Annotated in this window: 13 protein-coding genes; 8 read left to right on the plus strand and 5 right to left on the minus strand. The window is 69.4% G+C overall.

All coding sequences use genetic code 11. The features are described from left to right. Positions 1–5 precede the first annotated feature (5 nt). Positions 6–308, minus strand: coding sequence for an urease subunit gamma (locus tag AVKW3434_RS22420; protein WP_092745910.1), 303 nt, complete (start codon positions 306–308; stop codon positions 6–8). A gap of 134 nt (positions 309–442) precedes the next feature. Between AVKW3434_RS22420 and AVKW3434_RS22425 the strand changes: the two genes are divergently transcribed. The 3 genes from AVKW3434_RS22425 (at position 443) to AVKW3434_RS22435 (ending at position 6,915) form a co-directional block, all read left to right on the plus strand. Next, positions 443–4,105: a hybrid sensor histidine kinase/response regulator gene (locus AVKW3434_RS22425; RefSeq protein ID WP_284407586.1), complete on the plus strand. Its 3,663-nt coding sequence runs from the start codon at positions 443–445 to the stop codon at positions 4,103–4,105. Between the two features lie 11 nt (positions 4,106–4,116). Next, the gene (locus AVKW3434_RS22430) at positions 4,117–5,178 is read left to right on the plus strand and encodes a response regulator (RefSeq protein ID WP_502869161.1); all 1,062 of its coding nucleotides are present in this window, start codon (positions 4,117–4,119) and stop codon (positions 5,176–5,178) included. A 249-nt stretch (positions 5,179–5,427) separates the two neighbouring features. Then, positions 5,428–6,915, plus strand: coding sequence for a hypothetical protein (locus tag AVKW3434_RS22435; RefSeq protein WP_284407588.1), 1,488 nt, complete (start codon positions 5,428–5,430; stop codon positions 6,913–6,915). Positions 6,916–6,999: 84 nt separating this feature from the next. On the opposite strand, the gene AVKW3434_RS22440 is transcribed toward AVKW3434_RS22435, so the two are convergent. From AVKW3434_RS22440 to AVKW3434_RS22455, 4 genes are all read right to left on the minus strand, one after another. Continuing rightward, positions 7,000–7,821, minus strand: coding sequence for a hypothetical protein (locus AVKW3434_RS22440; protein WP_284407589.1), 822 nt, complete (start codon positions 7,819–7,821; stop codon positions 7,000–7,002). Then, positions 7,811–9,724 (minus strand): potassium transporter Kup, encoded by a 1,914-nt coding sequence (locus AVKW3434_RS22445; RefSeq protein WP_502869158.1) that lies wholly within the window; start codon positions 9,722–9,724, stop codon positions 7,811–7,813. Before AVKW3434_RS22445 ends, AVKW3434_RS22440 begins: the two co-directional genes overlap by 11 nt. Positions 9,725–9,945: 221 nt before the next feature. Then, complete coding sequence (locus tag AVKW3434_RS22450; RefSeq protein ID WP_284402360.1) at positions 9,946–10,635, minus strand: DUF3334 family protein; 690 nt, start codon at positions 10,633–10,635, stop codon at positions 9,946–9,948. A gap of 61 nt (positions 10,636–10,696) precedes the next feature. Next, positions 10,697–11,374: a GntR family transcriptional regulator gene (locus tag AVKW3434_RS22455; protein ID WP_272564733.1), complete on the minus strand. Its 678-nt coding sequence runs from the start codon at positions 11,372–11,374 to the stop codon at positions 10,697–10,699. Positions 11,375–11,838: 464 nt separating this feature from the next. Here AVKW3434_RS22455 and AVKW3434_RS22460 point away from each other — a divergent pair, with 464 nt between their 5' ends. The 5 genes from AVKW3434_RS22460 (at position 11,839) to pxpB (ending at position 16,751) form a co-directional block, all read left to right on the plus strand. Beyond that, on the plus strand, positions 11,839–12,606 hold the full coding sequence (locus tag AVKW3434_RS22460) for a DUF969 domain-containing protein (RefSeq protein ID WP_284407590.1): 768 nt from the start codon (positions 11,839–11,841) through the stop codon (positions 12,604–12,606). Positions 12,607–12,608: 2 nt separating this feature from the next. Continuing rightward, a complete protein-coding gene (locus AVKW3434_RS22465) occupies positions 12,609–13,565 on the plus strand; it encodes a DUF979 domain-containing protein (protein WP_272564729.1) in 957 nt (318 codons plus the stop codon). An 18-nt stretch (positions 13,566–13,583) separates the two neighbouring features. Then, positions 13,584–14,279: a pyroglutamyl-peptidase I gene (pcp, locus tag AVKW3434_RS22470; RefSeq protein ID WP_284407591.1), complete on the plus strand. Its 696-nt coding sequence runs from the start codon at positions 13,584–13,586 to the stop codon at positions 14,277–14,279. An 85-nt stretch (positions 14,280–14,364) separates the two neighbouring features. Then, positions 14,365–15,132, plus strand: coding sequence for a LamB/YcsF family protein (locus tag AVKW3434_RS22475; protein WP_284407592.1), 768 nt, complete (start codon positions 14,365–14,367; stop codon positions 15,130–15,132). Continuing rightward, positions 15,132–16,751 carry a 5-oxoprolinase subunit PxpB gene (gene pxpB, locus AVKW3434_RS22480; RefSeq protein ID WP_284407611.1) on the plus strand — a complete coding sequence of 540 codons (1,620 nt, stop codon included), beginning with the start codon at positions 15,132–15,134 and terminating at the stop codon, positions 16,749–16,751. The genes AVKW3434_RS22475 and pxpB overlap by 1 nt, the downstream gene beginning before the upstream one ends. Positions 16,752–16,783 lie beyond the last annotated feature (32 nt).

Raw genomic sequence — 16,783 nt, forward strand, 5'->3', positions numbered from 1 at the left:
ACCCGTCACACGATGGGCTGGTGCACGGTGACCAGCTTGGTGCCGTCGGGGAAGGTGGCCTCCACCTGGATGTCGGGAATCATCTCGGGCACGCCCTCCATCACGTCGGCCCGCGTGAGCACCGTGCGGCCCTCGCTCATGAGCTGGGCGACGGTCTTGCCGTCGCGCGCACCCTCCATCACGGCGGCGCTGATGAGGGCCATGGATTCGGGGTAGTTGAGCTTGAGTCCGCGCGCGCGGCGCCGCTCGGCGAGCAGCGCGGCGGTGAAGATCAGGAGCTTGTCTTTTTCGCGGGGGGTGAGTTCCATGGCGCAGCGGGCGGTGGGAGGGCAAAGGGGATGGAATGCCGCATGGTAGTCAGCAATCGCCATGCCCGTCCATACGCCGGATGGCGGTGGTGGCCCCGCGTGGCATGGAACCTGCACCCCGCGCCCCTGCCCCCATGACGCCCGCCAGCCCCGCCACCGCCCCCGCGGCCCCTTCCCCGGCCCCTTCGTCGCCAGCGCCCGCCGACCACCTGGCCGCCGTGCCGCAGCAGGTGGTGAAGGTGCGCCGCGACTACAACAGCTGGGTCGCCACCGAGACGATGGAGGACTACGCGCTGCGCTTCACGCCGCAGCGCTTTCGGCGCTGGTCCGAATGGCGGGTGGCCAACACGGCGTTCGGCGCGGCCTCGTTCCTGGTGCTGGAGGCGGTGGGCGCCACGCTGCTGGTGCAGTACGGCTTTTTGAACGCCTTCTGGGCCATCGTGGCCACGGGGCTCATCATCTTCCTGGCGGGCCTGCCGATCAGCGTGTATGCCGCGCGCTACGGCGTGGACATGGACCTGCTCACGCGCGGGGCGGGCTTCGGCTACATCGGCTCGACCATCACCTCGCTGATCTACGCCACCTTCACCTTCATCTTCTTCGCGCTGGAGGCGGCCGTGATGGCCTATGCGCTGGAGCTGGCGCTGGACATCCCGCCGCGCTGGGGCTACCTCATCTGCGCGCTGGCGGTGATCCCGCTGGTCACGCACGGGGTGTCGGCCATCAGCCGGCTGCAGGTGTGGACGCAGCCGCTGTGGCTGGTGATGCTGGTGGTGCCGTTCGTGTACGTGCTGGCGCGCGATCCTGGTGCATTTACCGGGGTGATGCACTACGGCGGGGAATCCGGTGCGGTCTCCACGTTCAATCTGCCCTTGTTTGGTGCGGCGCTCACCGTGGGCATCGCCCTCATCACCCAGATGGGCGAGCAGGCCGACTACCTGCGCTTCATGCCCGCGCGCACGCCGGCCAACCGCTGGCGCTGGTGGCTGGGGGTGCTGGCCGGCGGGCCGGGCTGGGTGGTGCTGGGCGTGGTCAAGATGCTGGGCGGCGCGCTGCTGGCGTACCTGGCGATCAGCCACATGGTGCCCGTGGAGCGCGCGGTGGACCCGAACCAGATGTACCTGGCGGCGTACGAATACGTGTTCCCGCACTACGGCTGGGCGGTGGCGGCCACGGCGCTGTTCGTCGTCGTCTCGCAGATCAAGATCAACGTGACCAACGCCTACGCCGGCTCGCTGGCGTGGAGCAACTTCTTCTCGCGCCTGACGCACAGCCACCCGGGGCGGGTGGTGTGGGTGGTGTTCAACACGCTCATCGCGTTCATGCTCATGGAGATGAACGTGTTCAAGGCGCTGGGACAGGTGCTGGGGCTGTATTCCAACCTCGCCATCGCCTGGATGATGGCGGTGGTGGCCGACCTGGTGGTGAACAAGCCGCTGGGCCTGTCGCCCCGGGGCATCGAGTTCAAGCGCGCGCACCTGTACGACATCAACCCGGTGGGCGTGGGGGCCATGGCGCTGGCTTCGGGGCTGTCCATCGTGGCACACCTGGGGCTGTTCGGGCCGCTGGCGCAGGCGTTCTCGGCCGTGATCGCCATGGTGACGGCCTTCGTCGCGGCGCCGCTCATCGCCTGGGCCACGCGCGGGCGCTACTACCTGGCCCGGCCCGCCGGTGCCCAGGCGCCGGCCGTCGGCACGCCCGGGGCCTGGGCGGTGCAGCGCTGCGTGGTGTGCGAGCGCGAGTACGAGGCGCCCGACATGGCGCAATGCCCCGCCTACCGCGGCACCATCTGCTCGCTGTGCTGCACGCTGGATGCGCGCTGCGGCGACATGTGCAAGCCCCACGCGCACCTGGCCGTGCAGTGGAGCGCGGCCCTGCGCTGGGTGCTGCCGCGGCGGGTGTGGCGCATGCTCGACACGGGCCTGGGCCACTTCCTGCTGCTGATGCTGGTGATTGCCCCGCTGCTGGCCGCGGTGTTCGGGCTGTTCTACCACCAGGAGCTGCAGACGCTCACGCCCCTGGCGCCCGACAGCGGCCCGGGCACCGCCGCCGTGCCGGGCACGCATGCCGCGCTGCGCTCGGGGCTGCTCAAGGCCTATCTGGCGCTGCTCGTCATCTCGGGCATCGTGGCGTGGTGGCTGGTGCTGGCGCACAAGAGCCGCAAGGTCGCGCAGGAAGAATCCAACCGGCAAACGCACCTGCTGCAGCGCGAGATCCACCTGCACCGCCAGACCGACCAAGCCCTGCAGGAGGCCCGCCGCATCGCCGAGCACGCGCGCTCCCAGGCCGAGCAGGCACGTGGCGTGGCCGAGGAAGCGCGCGAGGAGGCCGAGGGCGCCCGGCTGCTGGCCGACCAGGCCAACCAGGCCAAGAGCCGCTACATCAGCGCCATCAGCCACGAGCTGCGCACGCCGCTCAACAGCATCCTGGGCTATGCCCAGCTCATGGGCGAGGACGCCGCCGTGCCGCCGCACCGCCAGCAGGCCGTGAGCGTGATCCGCCGCGGCGGCGAGCATTTGCTGTCGCTCATCGAAGGCACGCTGGACATCGCCCGCATCGAAAGCGGCAAGCTCACGCTGCAGGTGCGCCCCATGCGCTTTGCCGACTGCCTGCACGAGATGTGCGACATGTTCGAGCCGCAGGCGCGCGCCAAGGGGCTGGCGTTCCGCTTCGAGCCGCAGGGCACCTGGCCCGAGTGGGTGCGCGGCGACGACAAGCGCGTGCGCCAGATCCTCATCAACCTCATCGGCAACGCCATCAAATTCACCGCCAGCGGCCATGTGCGGCTGGCGGTGCGGCACGCGCGCGAGCTGGCCCTGATCGAGATCGAGGACAGCGGCCCGGGCCTCACCGAGGCCGAGCGCGCCAGCATCTTCGAGCCCTTCGCGCGCGGCGCGGCCAGCAGCCAGGGCGCCGCGCCTGGCGCGGGCCTGGGGCTCACCATCGCCAAGATGCTCACCGAACTGATGGGCGGGGAAATGACGGTGACCAGCACGCCGGGCGCTGGCGCACTGTTCCGCATCCGCCTGTTCCTGCCCGAGGTGCACCCGGGCGCGGTGGGCGAGGCCCTGGGCCCCGCGCGCCTGCGCGCGCCGCGCCGGGGCTACGCCGGCCCGCGCCGCCGCCTGCTGGTGGTGGACAACGAAGAGGCCGACCGCGAGCTGCTGGTGCAATTGCTCGCGCCGCTGGGCTTCACCCTGCGCACCGCCGCCAGCGGCCACGACGCGCTGGACCTGATCGCGGCCGGCTACCGGCCCGATGCGGTGTTCATGGACCTCGCCATGCCGGGCATCGACGGCTGGGAGACCATCCGCCGCCTGCGCCAGCTCGAAGCCGCCGTGCAAGGCGCGCAGGCGCCCGCGCACATCGCCGTGGTCTCCGCCAACGCCTTCGACAAGGGGCTGGAGAATGACGTGGGCATCCGCCCCGAGGATTTCATCGTCAAGCCCGTGCGCCACAGCGAACTGCTGGACTGGCTGGAGCGGCGCCTGGGCCTGGCCTGGATCGAGGAGGTGCCGGCACCGTCCGCGCCATCCGCTCCGGGCCCGACCTCGGAGCCGCCCCGGGTCCCCACCGCTGATGTGCTGCCCGACCCGTCCCGCCTGCCGGCCCTGTCCGAAGCCGTCGAGCTGGGCTACTACCGCGGCGTGCTCAACCAGCTGGGCGCCATCGAGGCCGCGCAGCCCGGCTGCGCGGCCTGGGTGGGCGAGGCGCGCGACCATGCGCGGCAGTTCCGTTTCGAGGCCATCGCCCGCATGGTGGCCGAGGCCGCCGCATCCCATCCTCCTTCCCCATGACCGCGACCGCCATGCTCCCCACCGATGCGCTGCCCCTGGATGCCACCGCGCAGGCGCTCGACCGCACCCGCGCCGACGTGGTGCTGATCGTGGACGACGTGCCCGACAACCTCGCCGTGCTGCACGACGCGCTCGACGAGTCCGGCTACACCGTGCTCGTGGCCACCAATGGCGAGACCGCGCTGTCGCGCGCGGCGCAGGCGCTGCCCGACGTGGTGCTGCTCGACGCGATGATGCCGGGCATGGACGGCTTCGAGGTCGCGCGGCGGCTGAAAGGCCTGCCGGCCACCGCGCACATCCCCATCATCTTCATGACCGGCCTGACCGAGACCGAGCATCTGGTCGCCGCGCTGGACGCGGGCGGCGTGGACTACGTGACCAAGCCCATCAAGCCCAAGGAGGTGCTCGCGCGCATGAACGTGCACCTGCAGGGCGCGCGCCGTGCCCGCCAGGAGATCCGCCAGGCCGGCCAGGCGCGCAACGCGCTCGACGCCTTCGGCTACGCCAGCATCACCGTGCGCGCGAGCGACGGCCGGCTCATGTGGCAGACCGCCCTGGCGCGCGAGCTGCTGCACGGCTACTTCGGTGGCGGTGCGGCCACTGGCGCGGCGGGCGGGGCCGTGCCGGTGCCGGCCTTCGCGCCCGCGCCGGTCACCGAGTGGCTGCAGGCGCAATTGCCCCGCCTGGCCGATCTGGCCACGCAGCAGCTGGAGCCGCCGCGCCTGGTGGTGGAGCAGGGCGCGCGCCGCCTGTCGTTCAGCCTGCACCAGCAGACCGGCGACAGCGAAGGCGGCGGCGACTGGCTGATCGTGATGCGCGAGGTGTCCGACGCCGCCGTGATCGAAGCCATGGGCCTGTCGTTCAAGCTCACCGCCCGCGAGGCCGAGGTGCTGTACTGGCTCGTCAAGGGCAAGACCAACCGCGACATCGGCGACATCCTGGGCGCCAGCCCCGCCACGGTCAAGAAGCACCTGGAGCGCGTGTACGTGAAGCTGGGCGTGGAAACGCGCACCGCCGCGGCCGGCATCGCCATGGCGCGCATCCGGCAGACGCACCCGCAGTTCGAGGGCTGAGCGGGGAGGCCGGCTGAATTCGTGTAGCTGGAGACGGCTTCGTTCTGCGCGCGACGGGGTGTTGCGTTTCGCTGGTCAATAGAGGCAATCTTTCTTTTGCAGGCCATGACCCTCTCCAAAATTTTCCGCCCCTCCGTGTCCATCGCATGGAATCTTGGGAAACCGGCTGGGTCACATGCTGCTGCTGTTCCCGCTGCTCCCGCACGGCCTCCATCGGCCGCACCCTTGCAGCCACGAGGGCGCCGGTCCTTGCCCGAACGGGAAGACGTGCGACCGCGGCAGGTCACGATCCGGGCAGTGGATGAAGCCGCCTTGTCCCGCATGAGCCGACTGGTGGGTGCCACCATCGATCCGCGCGTTGCCACCGCGCTCTTGCCGGAATCCGATCCGGATGCCGGGCCTGTCCGGTTCGACGGTCACGGACAGATTCTTGGCTTCAACACGCGCCCTGGCCGCCCTGTCCCTGCCGCGCTGATCGACCGCCTGGAAACGGCGGTGATTCGCCCTCTGACCCAGACCAACGCTCACGCATCTGCACAAGCGCCCAGACCGGAGCGAGACCTCCTCGTGCGAGCCATGCACGTACTTCGCCTGTACGACAGTGAGACCAACGCAGCACTGCGCCAGGAGGCCAAGGCCCTGTTTCTGTCTTCGTCTTTCAGCCGCGACACGGTGGCCGCGTTCTTGCAGGGGGCCGCACAACGCCTGGTGGCCGATCCGCTGCTTCAAGACCAATTCGACAAACTGGCCACGGAGGCCGCCAAAGCCGTCTCCGTCGCTCAACAGGCCGACAACCTTTACGGTCGCACTTTTGAAACGTTTCTTGCGGAGGACCTGATCGAGAACCCACCCCAGGGTTTGCTGGATATGGCGGCGGCTTTGGGGCGTGGAATGTTCGACACGGTGCTGGAGCTGCATACCGCCGATCGTGCCGCGCTGATGAAAGAGCTGATCAACAAGCTCTCGACGGGCGCTCGGCCGTGGTTCGGCCATTCCGCATCGCTGCTGGAGTTTGCGAAATCCCCCTCCATGACCACCCTCGCGGCTTGCCTGTCCGATGCGTCCACCGGCATCGAGGCCGTCAAGGTGATGCACATGGCCCAGCGTTTCGTGCATTCCATCAACGATGTTTCCGAACGCGGTGAGATGGAGCGTCCCGACTGGTACAGACGGTGCCTGGACTACTACTCGGACTTCATGTCAACGCAAAAGCCCGCTGGAACGAGTCCGCTGGACCTGACTTCGCAGAGCCCTGGCATCTGGCTTCACTATCACCCTAAGGCATCCAGCATCCAAAATCCCGGAACGGGAAGGGACAACACCCATTCGCGCATACCGCAGGCCGATGCACTGAGTCTGTTCGAACAAGATGCTTTTTCCCGGGGGCAGACGGTGGTCAACGGCCTGTCTGGCCAGACAGGCATGGTGTCCTTCTTTGCGCAGCACTTGTCTGAGGCAGACCCGTCGGTGTCGATGAAAAACGTTCACCTCGGCATGCTGATGACGCTGGTCTTCAATGGCGGGCACTCCACGGAGGAAGTGCTGGCCACCGCCCATGCTCTGCAACCCATGCACACGCCGGGCCGCACGGATGAACGCGCCAATGCGGCATTCATCGGCGGCTACGAGGCGCTTCTGGATCTGGCCGAGGATGAAGCGTCAAAGAAGGATCTCGCCGCGCGGCTGGAGCGGGCCGTGGATCGGACGGTGCAGTACTGCGCGGATCATGTGGCATGAGGGACACAGCGGGCCAAGGCGTTCGCCGAGTTGCAGCGACGGTGCCTTTTTGGGTATTGCCCTCACGGCGTGAGGAGCATCACATCAAAACCGCACTCCCGTGGACAGCCGCAGCATGTTCTGCGGCGTGAAGTTGACCTGCGGGTCCCACGCGGCGCGCACGAACCACTCGGGCCAGTCGTAGCCCACCGACAGGCCGGCGCGGCGGATGAACCGGCCGTCCACCGTGCCCTGCTTGGCCAGCAGGTCCACGGTGAGCCGCTGGCCGCCCGGCCGCGGGCTGCGCCACACGAGGTGCAGGTTCTGCTGGTCGGGGTTCTGCCGGTTGTCGCGCACCAGTTGCAGCGCCAGGGTGTCGCCGCTGGTGAAGCGGTGGCTGCCGTACACGGTGTACGCGTCGTTGGGGTCGAAGTTGAGGTTGGCGTAGTTGCGCAGGTTGGTGCGCCCCAGGCCCGCGCCCACCACCCAGGTGGTGCCGGTCTCCACGGCCAGGCTGCCGCCGACGAAGCCGCCCGAGGCGATCTGCACCGAAGGCAGCACCCGCCAGTCGCCGAAGGCCACGGTGCTGTCCCACCCCGCGCGCGGCATGGAAAAGCCGAGCGCGGGCGAGCGGAACGCGCCCACCCACCAGTGGTCGTCGCCGCGGGTGTAGCGCAGGTTCACGTCCAGCCCGGGGCCCGAGGGCAGTCCGCCGCCGGACACCTGGTAGAGGCCCGTGGTCAGCTTGAAGGGCAGCGGCGTGTCGGGATCGGTGTCGGTGGCCGCGTGGACGGCCGGCGCGGCGAGGGCCGCGGTGCCGAGGGCCGCCAGCACGGCGGCGCGCGCCAGGCGGCGCAGCGGGGCGGACAGCCGAGTGGAGGGCCGGGTGGGGGGCCGCCGAGGGGAGGGCAGGGCGTCAGCTCGCACGGCGGCCGATCTCGATCAGGCGGTTGTCCGGCAGCCGGAAGTAGTCGGACGCGCGCGCCGCGTTGCGCTGCAGCGATCCGAACACGGCCTTGCGCAGGGCGCCCAGCCCATCGAGCCGGCCCGTGCCCAGCGAGGCGCGCGAGGTGAAGTACGAGGTGGACATGGACTCGATGTGCAGGCCCTTCTGGTAGGCCAGCAGGCGCAGGGTCTCGGGCACGTCGGGCCGCTCCATGAAGCCGTGGCTGGCGGTCACGCACCACACGCCGTGGCCCAGTTCCTGGGCGTGCAGGCGCTCTGCGGCCGGCACGCGCGGCACCGGGCGGGTGCGCATGGCCAGCACCACCACGCGTTCGTGCAGCACCTGGTTGTGCTTGAGGTTGTGCAGCAGCGCGTGCGGCACGCTGTCGGCATCGGCGGTCATGAACACGGCGGTGCCGCGCACGCGGTGCGGCATGCCGTGCGCCAGGGCCTCGATGAAGGGCGCGAGCGGCATGCGCTCCTGCGCCGCCGCCTGCTCGGCCACGCGCCGGCCCTTGGCCCAGGTGGTGAAGACGAACATGACCAGCGCCGCCACCGCCAGGGTCAGCCAGCCGCCGTCGGCGATCTTCAGGCTGTTGGCCACGATGAAGGTCACGTCCACCAGCGCGAAGCAGCCCACGCCCAGCCCCACGGCCAGCGGGTTCCAGCGCCACAGCCGCAGCGCGACCACGCCGGCCAGCAAGGTGGTGGTAAGCATGGTGAGCGACACCGCGATGCCGTAGGCCGCCGACAGCGCGCTGGAGCTGCGAAAGGCCAGCACCAGCAGCAGCACGCCGGCCATGAGCAGCCAGTTCATCGTGGGCAGGTAGATCTGGCCGATGGCGGTGCCCGAGGTCTGCACGATGCGCATGCGCGGCAGGTAGCCCATGCGGATGGCGTGCGCCGTCATGGAGAACGCGCCCGAGATCACGGCCTGCGAGGCGATGACGGTGGCGCAGGCGGCCAGCACCACCACGGGCACGGTGGCCCATGGGGGAAAGAGCCGGAAGAACGGGTTGTCGATGGCCGCGGGGTTGGCCAGCACCAGCGCGCCCTGTCCGAAATAGTTGAGCACCAGCGACGGCAGCGCGATGAACAGCCACGCCAGCCGGATGGGCGTGGCGCCGAAATGGCCCATGTCGGCATACAGCGCCTCGCCGCCCGTGAATGCGAGGAACACCGCGCCCAGCACCGCCAGCGACTGCGCCGGGTGCGTGGCCAGGAACTGCACCGCCCAGCGCGGGTCGATGGCCTCCAGCACATGCGGGTTCTGCGTGATCTGCCAGAGGCCGGACACCGCCAGCACGCCGAACCACAGCACCATCACCGGCCCGAACACGCGGCCCACCGATTCGGTGCCCCGGCGCTGCACGAGGAACAGGCCGATCAGCACCAGCAGCGTGATGGGCACCACGTAAGGCTTGAACACCGGCGTGGCCACCTCCAGCCCCTCGACCGCCGACAGCACCGAGATGGCCGGCGTGATGAGGCTGTCGCCATAGAACATGGCCGCGCCGACCAGGCCCAGCCCGGCGACGGCCTTCCACGCCCACGGGCGGGCGCCGCCGCGCTCCAGCGCCTGCGCGGCCAGGCCCTGCAGCGCCAGGATGCCGCCCTCGCCGTCGTGGTCGGCGCGCAGCACGAACACCACGTACTTGAGGGTGACCACCAGCATCAGGCCCCAAAGCACCAGCGACAGCAGGCCCAGCACCGCGGCGCGGTCCAGCGCCACGCCGTGTTCGGGGTTCAGGCATTCCTTGAAGGCGTAGAGCGGTGAGGTGCCGATGTCGCCGAACACCACCCCGAGTGCGGCGATCATCAGGGCGGATCGGGCGGCGAAGCCGCGGGCAGCGGGCGCGTGGCCGGGCGCCGGAGTGGAGGTCATTGCGGAGTGCGGGGCAGTGAAGGGTCGGCGCATTGTGCGCCGGCGGCTGCGCGCGGTCACGGGCGGCGCGAACCGGGTGATGCCGGCGCGCAACGCTGTGGGAAGGCTTGGGGCCGAAAAGGCCTCCAGCGCAATTTCAACTAAGGCGTATTGCTATCAATTAAAGAGCATTGCGGCAGCGGTGCCTTCGTGGCCCGCCACCGCATCGGCCCGCCCCGCCGTCACATGCCCAGCGACTTGAGCAGGTCGTCCGTGTCGCTGGACGACGCGGCGGCCGGCACCGGGGCCGCGGCCTTGGGCTCGCCGGCCTGGGCGATCAGCGCGTCGGGATCGGGGGCTTCCTGCGGCTCGAAATCGACGAGCTTGATGAACTCGGTGCGGTCGATCGCCAGCTCCAGGTAGAAGATGTGGTTGCTGGCCGTGTAGAAGGTCACGCGGCGCGCCTCGGGCTTGTCCAGGTTGGCGTCCACGCTCAGCATCACCTGCTTGTTCAGCGCCAGCATCTTGGGTTGGTTCTGCGTGATGTGCGTCTGCAGTTCGCGGCGCACCTTGCCGGTGAAGTCGCCCACCACCTGGTTCATCAGCTCGCCCATCACGTTCGACACCTCGTCCGAGGTGTAGGAGCTGGCCAGGTCGTCCTTGGACATGCCCATGCTCAGCAGGTAGCTCTGGTAGAGCTCCATCGCCGCTTCCTTCGAGAAATTGATGATCACCAGGCCCGAGAACCCGCCGTCGAACAGCACGAAGCAGCCGATGTCGGGGCGCAGGCAGGTCTTGGTGATGCGCTGGACCATGCCGGAGTAGTGGATGGGGCTCTGCGTGGCCACGCTGAGCACCCGGGTCACCGAGTTGCAGAGGCTGATCAGCAGGTCTTCGGTGCCGTAGACGATGGAGGGGGTTTGTGCGCTCATGGTGTGCAAGGGGAAAGGGGAGGGGACGAAAAAAGGGCTCTGAAAAAAAGGCCGGGGCGGTTCAGCGCTCCGGGGTGTCGGAGATGCGCCGGGCATACACCGCCAGCACGATGCGCTCCGAATGCACGAGGTACTCGTTGAGCTGGTCCGAGGCCTCGCGCAGTTTGCCCGCCTCGAACAGATCGACGATCCTGACGTTCATGTCCACGTACGGCGCGTGCAGGAACTCGGGGTCGTTCAGCAGCCCGAAGGCCAGCCGCAGTTCGGCCAGGATGTGCGAGAACATCACGTTCAGGCGCTCGCTGTCGGCCAGCTCCACGATGGCCATGTGGAACTCCATGTTGGCCGTGCCCACGCCCTGCCAGTCGGCCGCCTCGCGGCAGCGCACCGCCGAATCCACCGCCTCGCGCAGGTGCTTCTTGGCGGGGTGGCGCGGGTAGGCCTGGGCGATGGCCTGGCATTCGATGAGCCGGCGCACGCGGTAGATGTCGATGATCGAGGCGATGCTCGGGATGGCCACCGAGACGCCGCGGTTGGGCTCGTACTTGACCAGGCCTTCCTTGGTCAGCAGGCGGAAGACCTCGCGCAGGGTGTTGCGCGAAATCTCCAGGCTTTCGCTCAGGGCGGCCTCGGACAGCCGCTGGCCGGGCGAGAACTCGCCCTTCACGATCTTCTGGCGGATCAGCTCCGCCGTGCGTTCGTTCAGGGTCTGGGCGTTCGTGGGGGTTTCGATGGTCATGCCTGGCGGTTCGGGTGGGCGTGCGGCACGGCGTGCGCAGGCCGGGATCGGGTTCCACACTTTGTAGCAGATCGGCCTGCTTCGCAAGAATCCACTCTGTGGAATACCTTTTTCTAACTGCTTTTCCTAGGGTTTGTCCGGGTCGGTTGTGCGCCCTGTTGTTGGGCAAAATCGACCAATCGTGAAACAAATTGGTGCTGGTTGTCTCTTCATAGTGCATCGATTGTTCAACAACTTGAAGTTTTTCAAGGGTTGATCCCTGATTTGTTGTTCATGGATTGGCATGCAATTTGCGTTGTGTGTCGTGCCGGTCCAGACCGCGCTCGGGCAGCAACCTCCCATTGCCCGCGCGCTGCCAGGCCGGCAATGGGGCCCTACGGTTGTCCGCACCTCTTCGCCAACGGCGGCGGGGCGCACGCGAAGACCGGACCGGCCAGGGCTGTACGTATTCAAGGAAGTTCAAGATGCAAAACGTAGTCAATCTGTGGCCGCTCATCGGGGTGGCGGTCATCATCGTGGGGTTCATCCTGCGGTTCAACCCGATGCTGGTGGTGATCGTCACGGCCATCGCGACGGCGTTTGCCGCCGGATTTCCGATCGACAAGATCCTGGCCACCATCGGCACCGGCTTCATCAAGACGCGCAACCTGCCGCTCATCATCCTGCTGCCCCTGGCGGTGATCGGGCTGCTGGAGCGCCATGGCCTGCGCCAGCATGCGCAGAACTGGATCAGCAGCATCAAATCGGCCACTGCCGGCCGCCTGCTCATCGTGTACCTGGGCGCCCGCCAGATCACGGCCGCCATCGGCCTGACCAGCCTGGGCGGCCACCCCCAGATGGTGCGCCCGCTGCTCGCCCCCATGGCCGAAGGCGCCACCGAGGCGCGCTACGGCAAGCTGCCCGACCGCATCCGCCACAAGCTGCGCGCCTTCTCGGCGGCCACCGACAACGTGGGCCTGTTCTTCGGCGAAGACATCTTCGTGGCATTCGGTGCCATCGTGCTGATGTCCACCTTCCTGCACGAGGCCGGCATCGACGTCGAACCGATCCACATCGCGCTGTGGGGCATTCCGACCGCGATCTGCGCGTTCGCCATCCACGCCTGGCGCCTGCACCGCCTGGACGGCGTGCTGGCCCGTGAACTGGCCGCGCACGCCGCCGAAACCGCTGCCCGCAATGGCAACGGGAACGGCAATGGCGACGGCACCCTCTCCAGCGCCAAGGGAGCATGAACATGACACTGACCATCCAACACCTGTACTACCTCGTCGGCGCCATCCTGGCCATCACCGCGGTGATGACCGTGGCCGATCGTGACAACCCCAAGCGCTTTTCCAGCGGACTGTTCTGGGCCCTGTATTCCCTGGTCTTCCTCATCGGCGACCTGCTGCCGCCCATCTGGGTGGGCGCCGGCGCCGTGGTGATGGCGCTCATCGCCGGCTTCGGCGGCGTGGGCGCGGGCAAGCACACCCCCCGCACCCCGGCCGAGTACCAGACCAGCGCCAAGCGCCTGGGCAACCGCCTGTTCATTCCTGCGCTGGCGATTCCGCTCATCACGATGATCGGTACGCTGTCGGCCAAGCACCTGACCGTGGGCGGCGTGCCGCTGATCGACCCCAAGAACACCACCCTGGTGAGCCTGGGCGTGGGCTGCGTGCTGTCGCTGGCGCTGGCCTGCTGGCTGACCCGCGAGAGCCCCGTGCAGGGCCTGCGCGAATCGCGCCGCCTGACCGACGCGCTGGGCTGGGCCCTGGTGCTGCCGCAGATGCTGGGCATGCTCGGCCTGGTGTTCTCCGATGCCGGCGTGGGCAAGGCCGTGGCGTACATCACCACCAGCTACATCAACATGGACATCCGCTTCGTGGCCTGTGCCGTGTACGTGATCGGCATGGCGCTGTTCACCATCATCATGGGCAACGGCTTCGCCGCCTTCCCCGTCATGACGGGCGGCGTGGGCGTGCCGATCCTGCTGGGCGTGTACCACGGCGACCCCGCCGTGATGGCCGCGATCGGCATGCTCTCGGGCTACTGCGGCACGCTGCTGACCCCGATGGCCGCCAACTTCAACATCGTGCCCGCCGCGCTGCTGGAGCTTCCGGACAAGAATGCGGTGATCCGCGCACAGGTGCCGACGGCCCTCGCGCTGCTCACCTGCAACGTGTTCCTGATGTACTTCCTGATGTTCCGATAGTCCGAAGAAAGGCCGCCCGTGTCCGACGCCGCCCCCCACACTGTGCTGCTCACCGGCTTCGAGCCCTTCGAGCGCGATCCGGTCAACCCCTCGTGGGAGGTGGCGCGGGCGCTCGACGGCTGGCAGCATGCGGGCGCCACGGTGCGCTCCGTGCAGCTGCCCTGCGTGTTCGGCAAGGCCGCGCAGTCGCTCGACGCGGCGCTGGCGCAGTGGCGGCCCTCGCTAGTGATCTGCCTGGGCCTGGCCGGTGGCCGCGCCGAGGTGTCGCTGGAGCGCGTGGCCATCAACCTGGACGATGCGCGCATCGCCGACAACGCCGGGCAGCAGCCGGTGGACACCGCCGTGGTGCCGGGCGCCCCGGCGGCGTACTTTTCCACGCTGCCCATCAAGGCGATCGTGCGCGACCTGCGCGCCGAAGGGCTGCCGGCCGCGGTGTCCAACACCGCGGGCACCTTCGTGTGCAACCACATCTTCTACGCGCTGATGCACCGCCTGGCGCAGCAGGCCGCGGGCGCCGCCACGCTGCCGGGCACCGCGGCGCCTGCGCGCGGCGGCTTCATCCACGTGCCGTACCTGCCCGAGCAGGCCGCGCGCGTGGGTGGCGGCGCGCCCAGCGTGGCGCTGGACACGCAGGCACAGGCCCTGCGCGCCGTCATCCGCACGGCGCTGGCCGTGCGCGAGGACGTTCGCGAAACCGCCGGGCAATTGCATTGACCGGCATGGTCATATAGACGGGGCGCTGCGCGCAGCGCTCCGCGGGTTTGAGATATCGGCGGCACCGACCGCCAGGAGAACGACGATGAAAATGGATCTGAACAGCGACCTGGGCGAGAGCCTCGGCGCATGGCGCATGGGCGATGACGCGGCCATGCTGGGCATCGTGAGCAGCGCCAACGTGGCCTGCGGCTTCCACGCCGGCGATGCCGCCGGCATCCTGCGCACGCTGCGCGAGGCCCAGGCCCGCGGCGTGGTGGTGGGGGCGCACGTGGCCTATCGCGATCTGGTCGGTTTCGGTCGCCGCAACATGGACGTGGAAAGCGCCGACCTCGTGGCCGACGTGATCTACCAGATCGGCGCGCTGCAGGGCCTGGCCAAGGCCGCCGGCACCGAGGTGCGCTACGTGAAGCCCCACGGCGCGCTCTACAACACCATCGCCCACGACGCCCGCCAGGCGCGCGACGTGATCACGGCGCTGCGCGAGATCGACGACCGCCTGGTGCTGGTGGCGCTGGCCGGCTCGCCGCTGATCGGCTGGGCGCGCGACGCCGGCCTGCGCGTGGTGGCCGAAGCCTTTGCCGACCGCGCCTACACCCCGGCCGGCACGCTGGTGTCGCGCCGCGAAAAGGGCGCCGTGCTGCACGACGCCGCGCTGATCGCCGAGCGCATGCTGCGCCTGGTGTCCGACGGCGTGATCGAGGCCATCGACGGCAGCCAGGTGCGCATCGGGGCCGACTCGATCTGCGTGCACGGCGACAGCCCCGACGCCGTCGCGATCGCGCAGCAGGTGCGCCAGCGCTTTGAGCAGGCCGGCGTGACCATCACGTCGTTCGCAGGGCAGCCCGCATGATGCGCTTTCTGCCCGTCAACCTGAATGCGGTCATGGTCGAGCTGGACGACCTCGACCAGACGCTGGCGCTGTTGGCCTCGCTGCGGCGCGAGCCCATCGACGGCATCGAGGAAATGGTGCCCGCCGCGCGCACCATCCTCATCCACTTCCGCCCCGCCGTGCAGTCGCTGCCCGCGCTGGTGGACGCCATCGCCCGGCGCGACGTGAGCGCGCAGGCCGAGCGCAGCACCACGCTGATCGAGATCCCCGTGCACTACGACGGGGAAGACCTGGCCGAAGTGGCGCACATGCTGGGCATCACCCCCGAAGAGGTGATCGCGCGCCACACGGGCAGCGAATACACCGTGGCGTTCACCGGCTTCGCGCCGGGCTTCGGCTACCTCACCGGCGGCCACCCCAGCCTGAACGTGCCGCGCCGCACCACGCCGCGCACCCGCATTCCGGCCGGCGCGGTGGGGCTGGCGGGCACCTTCAGCGGCGTCTATCCGCAGGCCAGCCCGGGCGGCTGGCAGATCATCGGCACCACGCCCACGGCCATGTGGGACCTGGGGCGCCCCGTGCCGGCGCTGCTGCAGCCCGGCGACCGCGTGCGCTTCGTGGATATTGCTACTAAAAATGTAGCAGAACGCCCTAGTGAAACATGTGCTGAGGGCCAAAAAAGTGCTGAACCCGCACCGGCACCCGCCGCGCCCCCTGCGGCCACCGCGCTCGAAGTGGTCTCGGCCGGCCTGCAGACCCTGTTCCAGGACGTGGGCCGCCACGGTCAGGCGGGCCAGGGCGTGTCGGCCTCGGGCGCCATGGACCAGGCCGCCTGCAAGGCCGCCAACCGCCTGGCCGGCAATGCCTCCGATGGCGCCTGCCTGGAGACGGTCAACGGCGGCCTGCAGCTGCGCAGCCGCGGCGACACCGTCGTGGCCGTGACCGGTGCCGATGCGCCGCTGACCCTCACCAACGCGGCCGGCCTGCGCTGGCCCGTGCCGAACTACCAGCCCATCGCCCTGGGCGACGGCGACACGCTCACCGTGGGCGAGCCGGTGGCCGGCACGCGTTGCTACGTGGCGGTGCGCGGCGGCTTCGCCGTGCAGCCGGTGCTGGGCAGCTGCGCCACCGACACGCTGGCCCGCGTGGGCCCGGTGGCGGTGGCCGGCGGCGACGTGCTCGGCGTGCGGCCCGTGGTGGGCAGCGCCGTGGTCGGCGCGCCCGAGGTGCCGCCGGCCGGTCTGCCCACGGTGCATGAAGACATCACGCTCGACGTGGTGCTCGGCCCGCGCACCGACTGGTTCACGCCCGATGCCGTCGCCCTGCTGGCAGCGCAGCGCTGGCGCGTCACGCCGCAGTCCAACCGCGTGGGCATCCGTCTGGCGGGCGACGAGCCGCTGGCGCGCGCCGTGGGCGGAGAGCTGCCCAGCGAAGGCACCTGCATCGGCGCCATCCAGGTGCCGCCGAGCGGCCAGCCCGTGCTGTTCCTGGCCGACCACCCGCTCACGGGCGGCTATCCGGTCATCGGCACCGTCGCGCCCCACCACCTGGACCGCGCGGGCCAGATCCCGGTCAACGCCTGGGTGCGTTTCAACCCGATCCGCGAATTCGAAGCCATCACGCGCGGCGCTGCCGCCTGACGGGCCTGAACGAGCACCCCCTTACCGAACAC

The organism is Acidovorax sp. SUPP3434 (assembly GCF_030159015.1).
Classification (GTDB): domain Bacteria; phylum Pseudomonadota; class Gammaproteobacteria; order Burkholderiales; family Burkholderiaceae_C; genus Paracidovorax.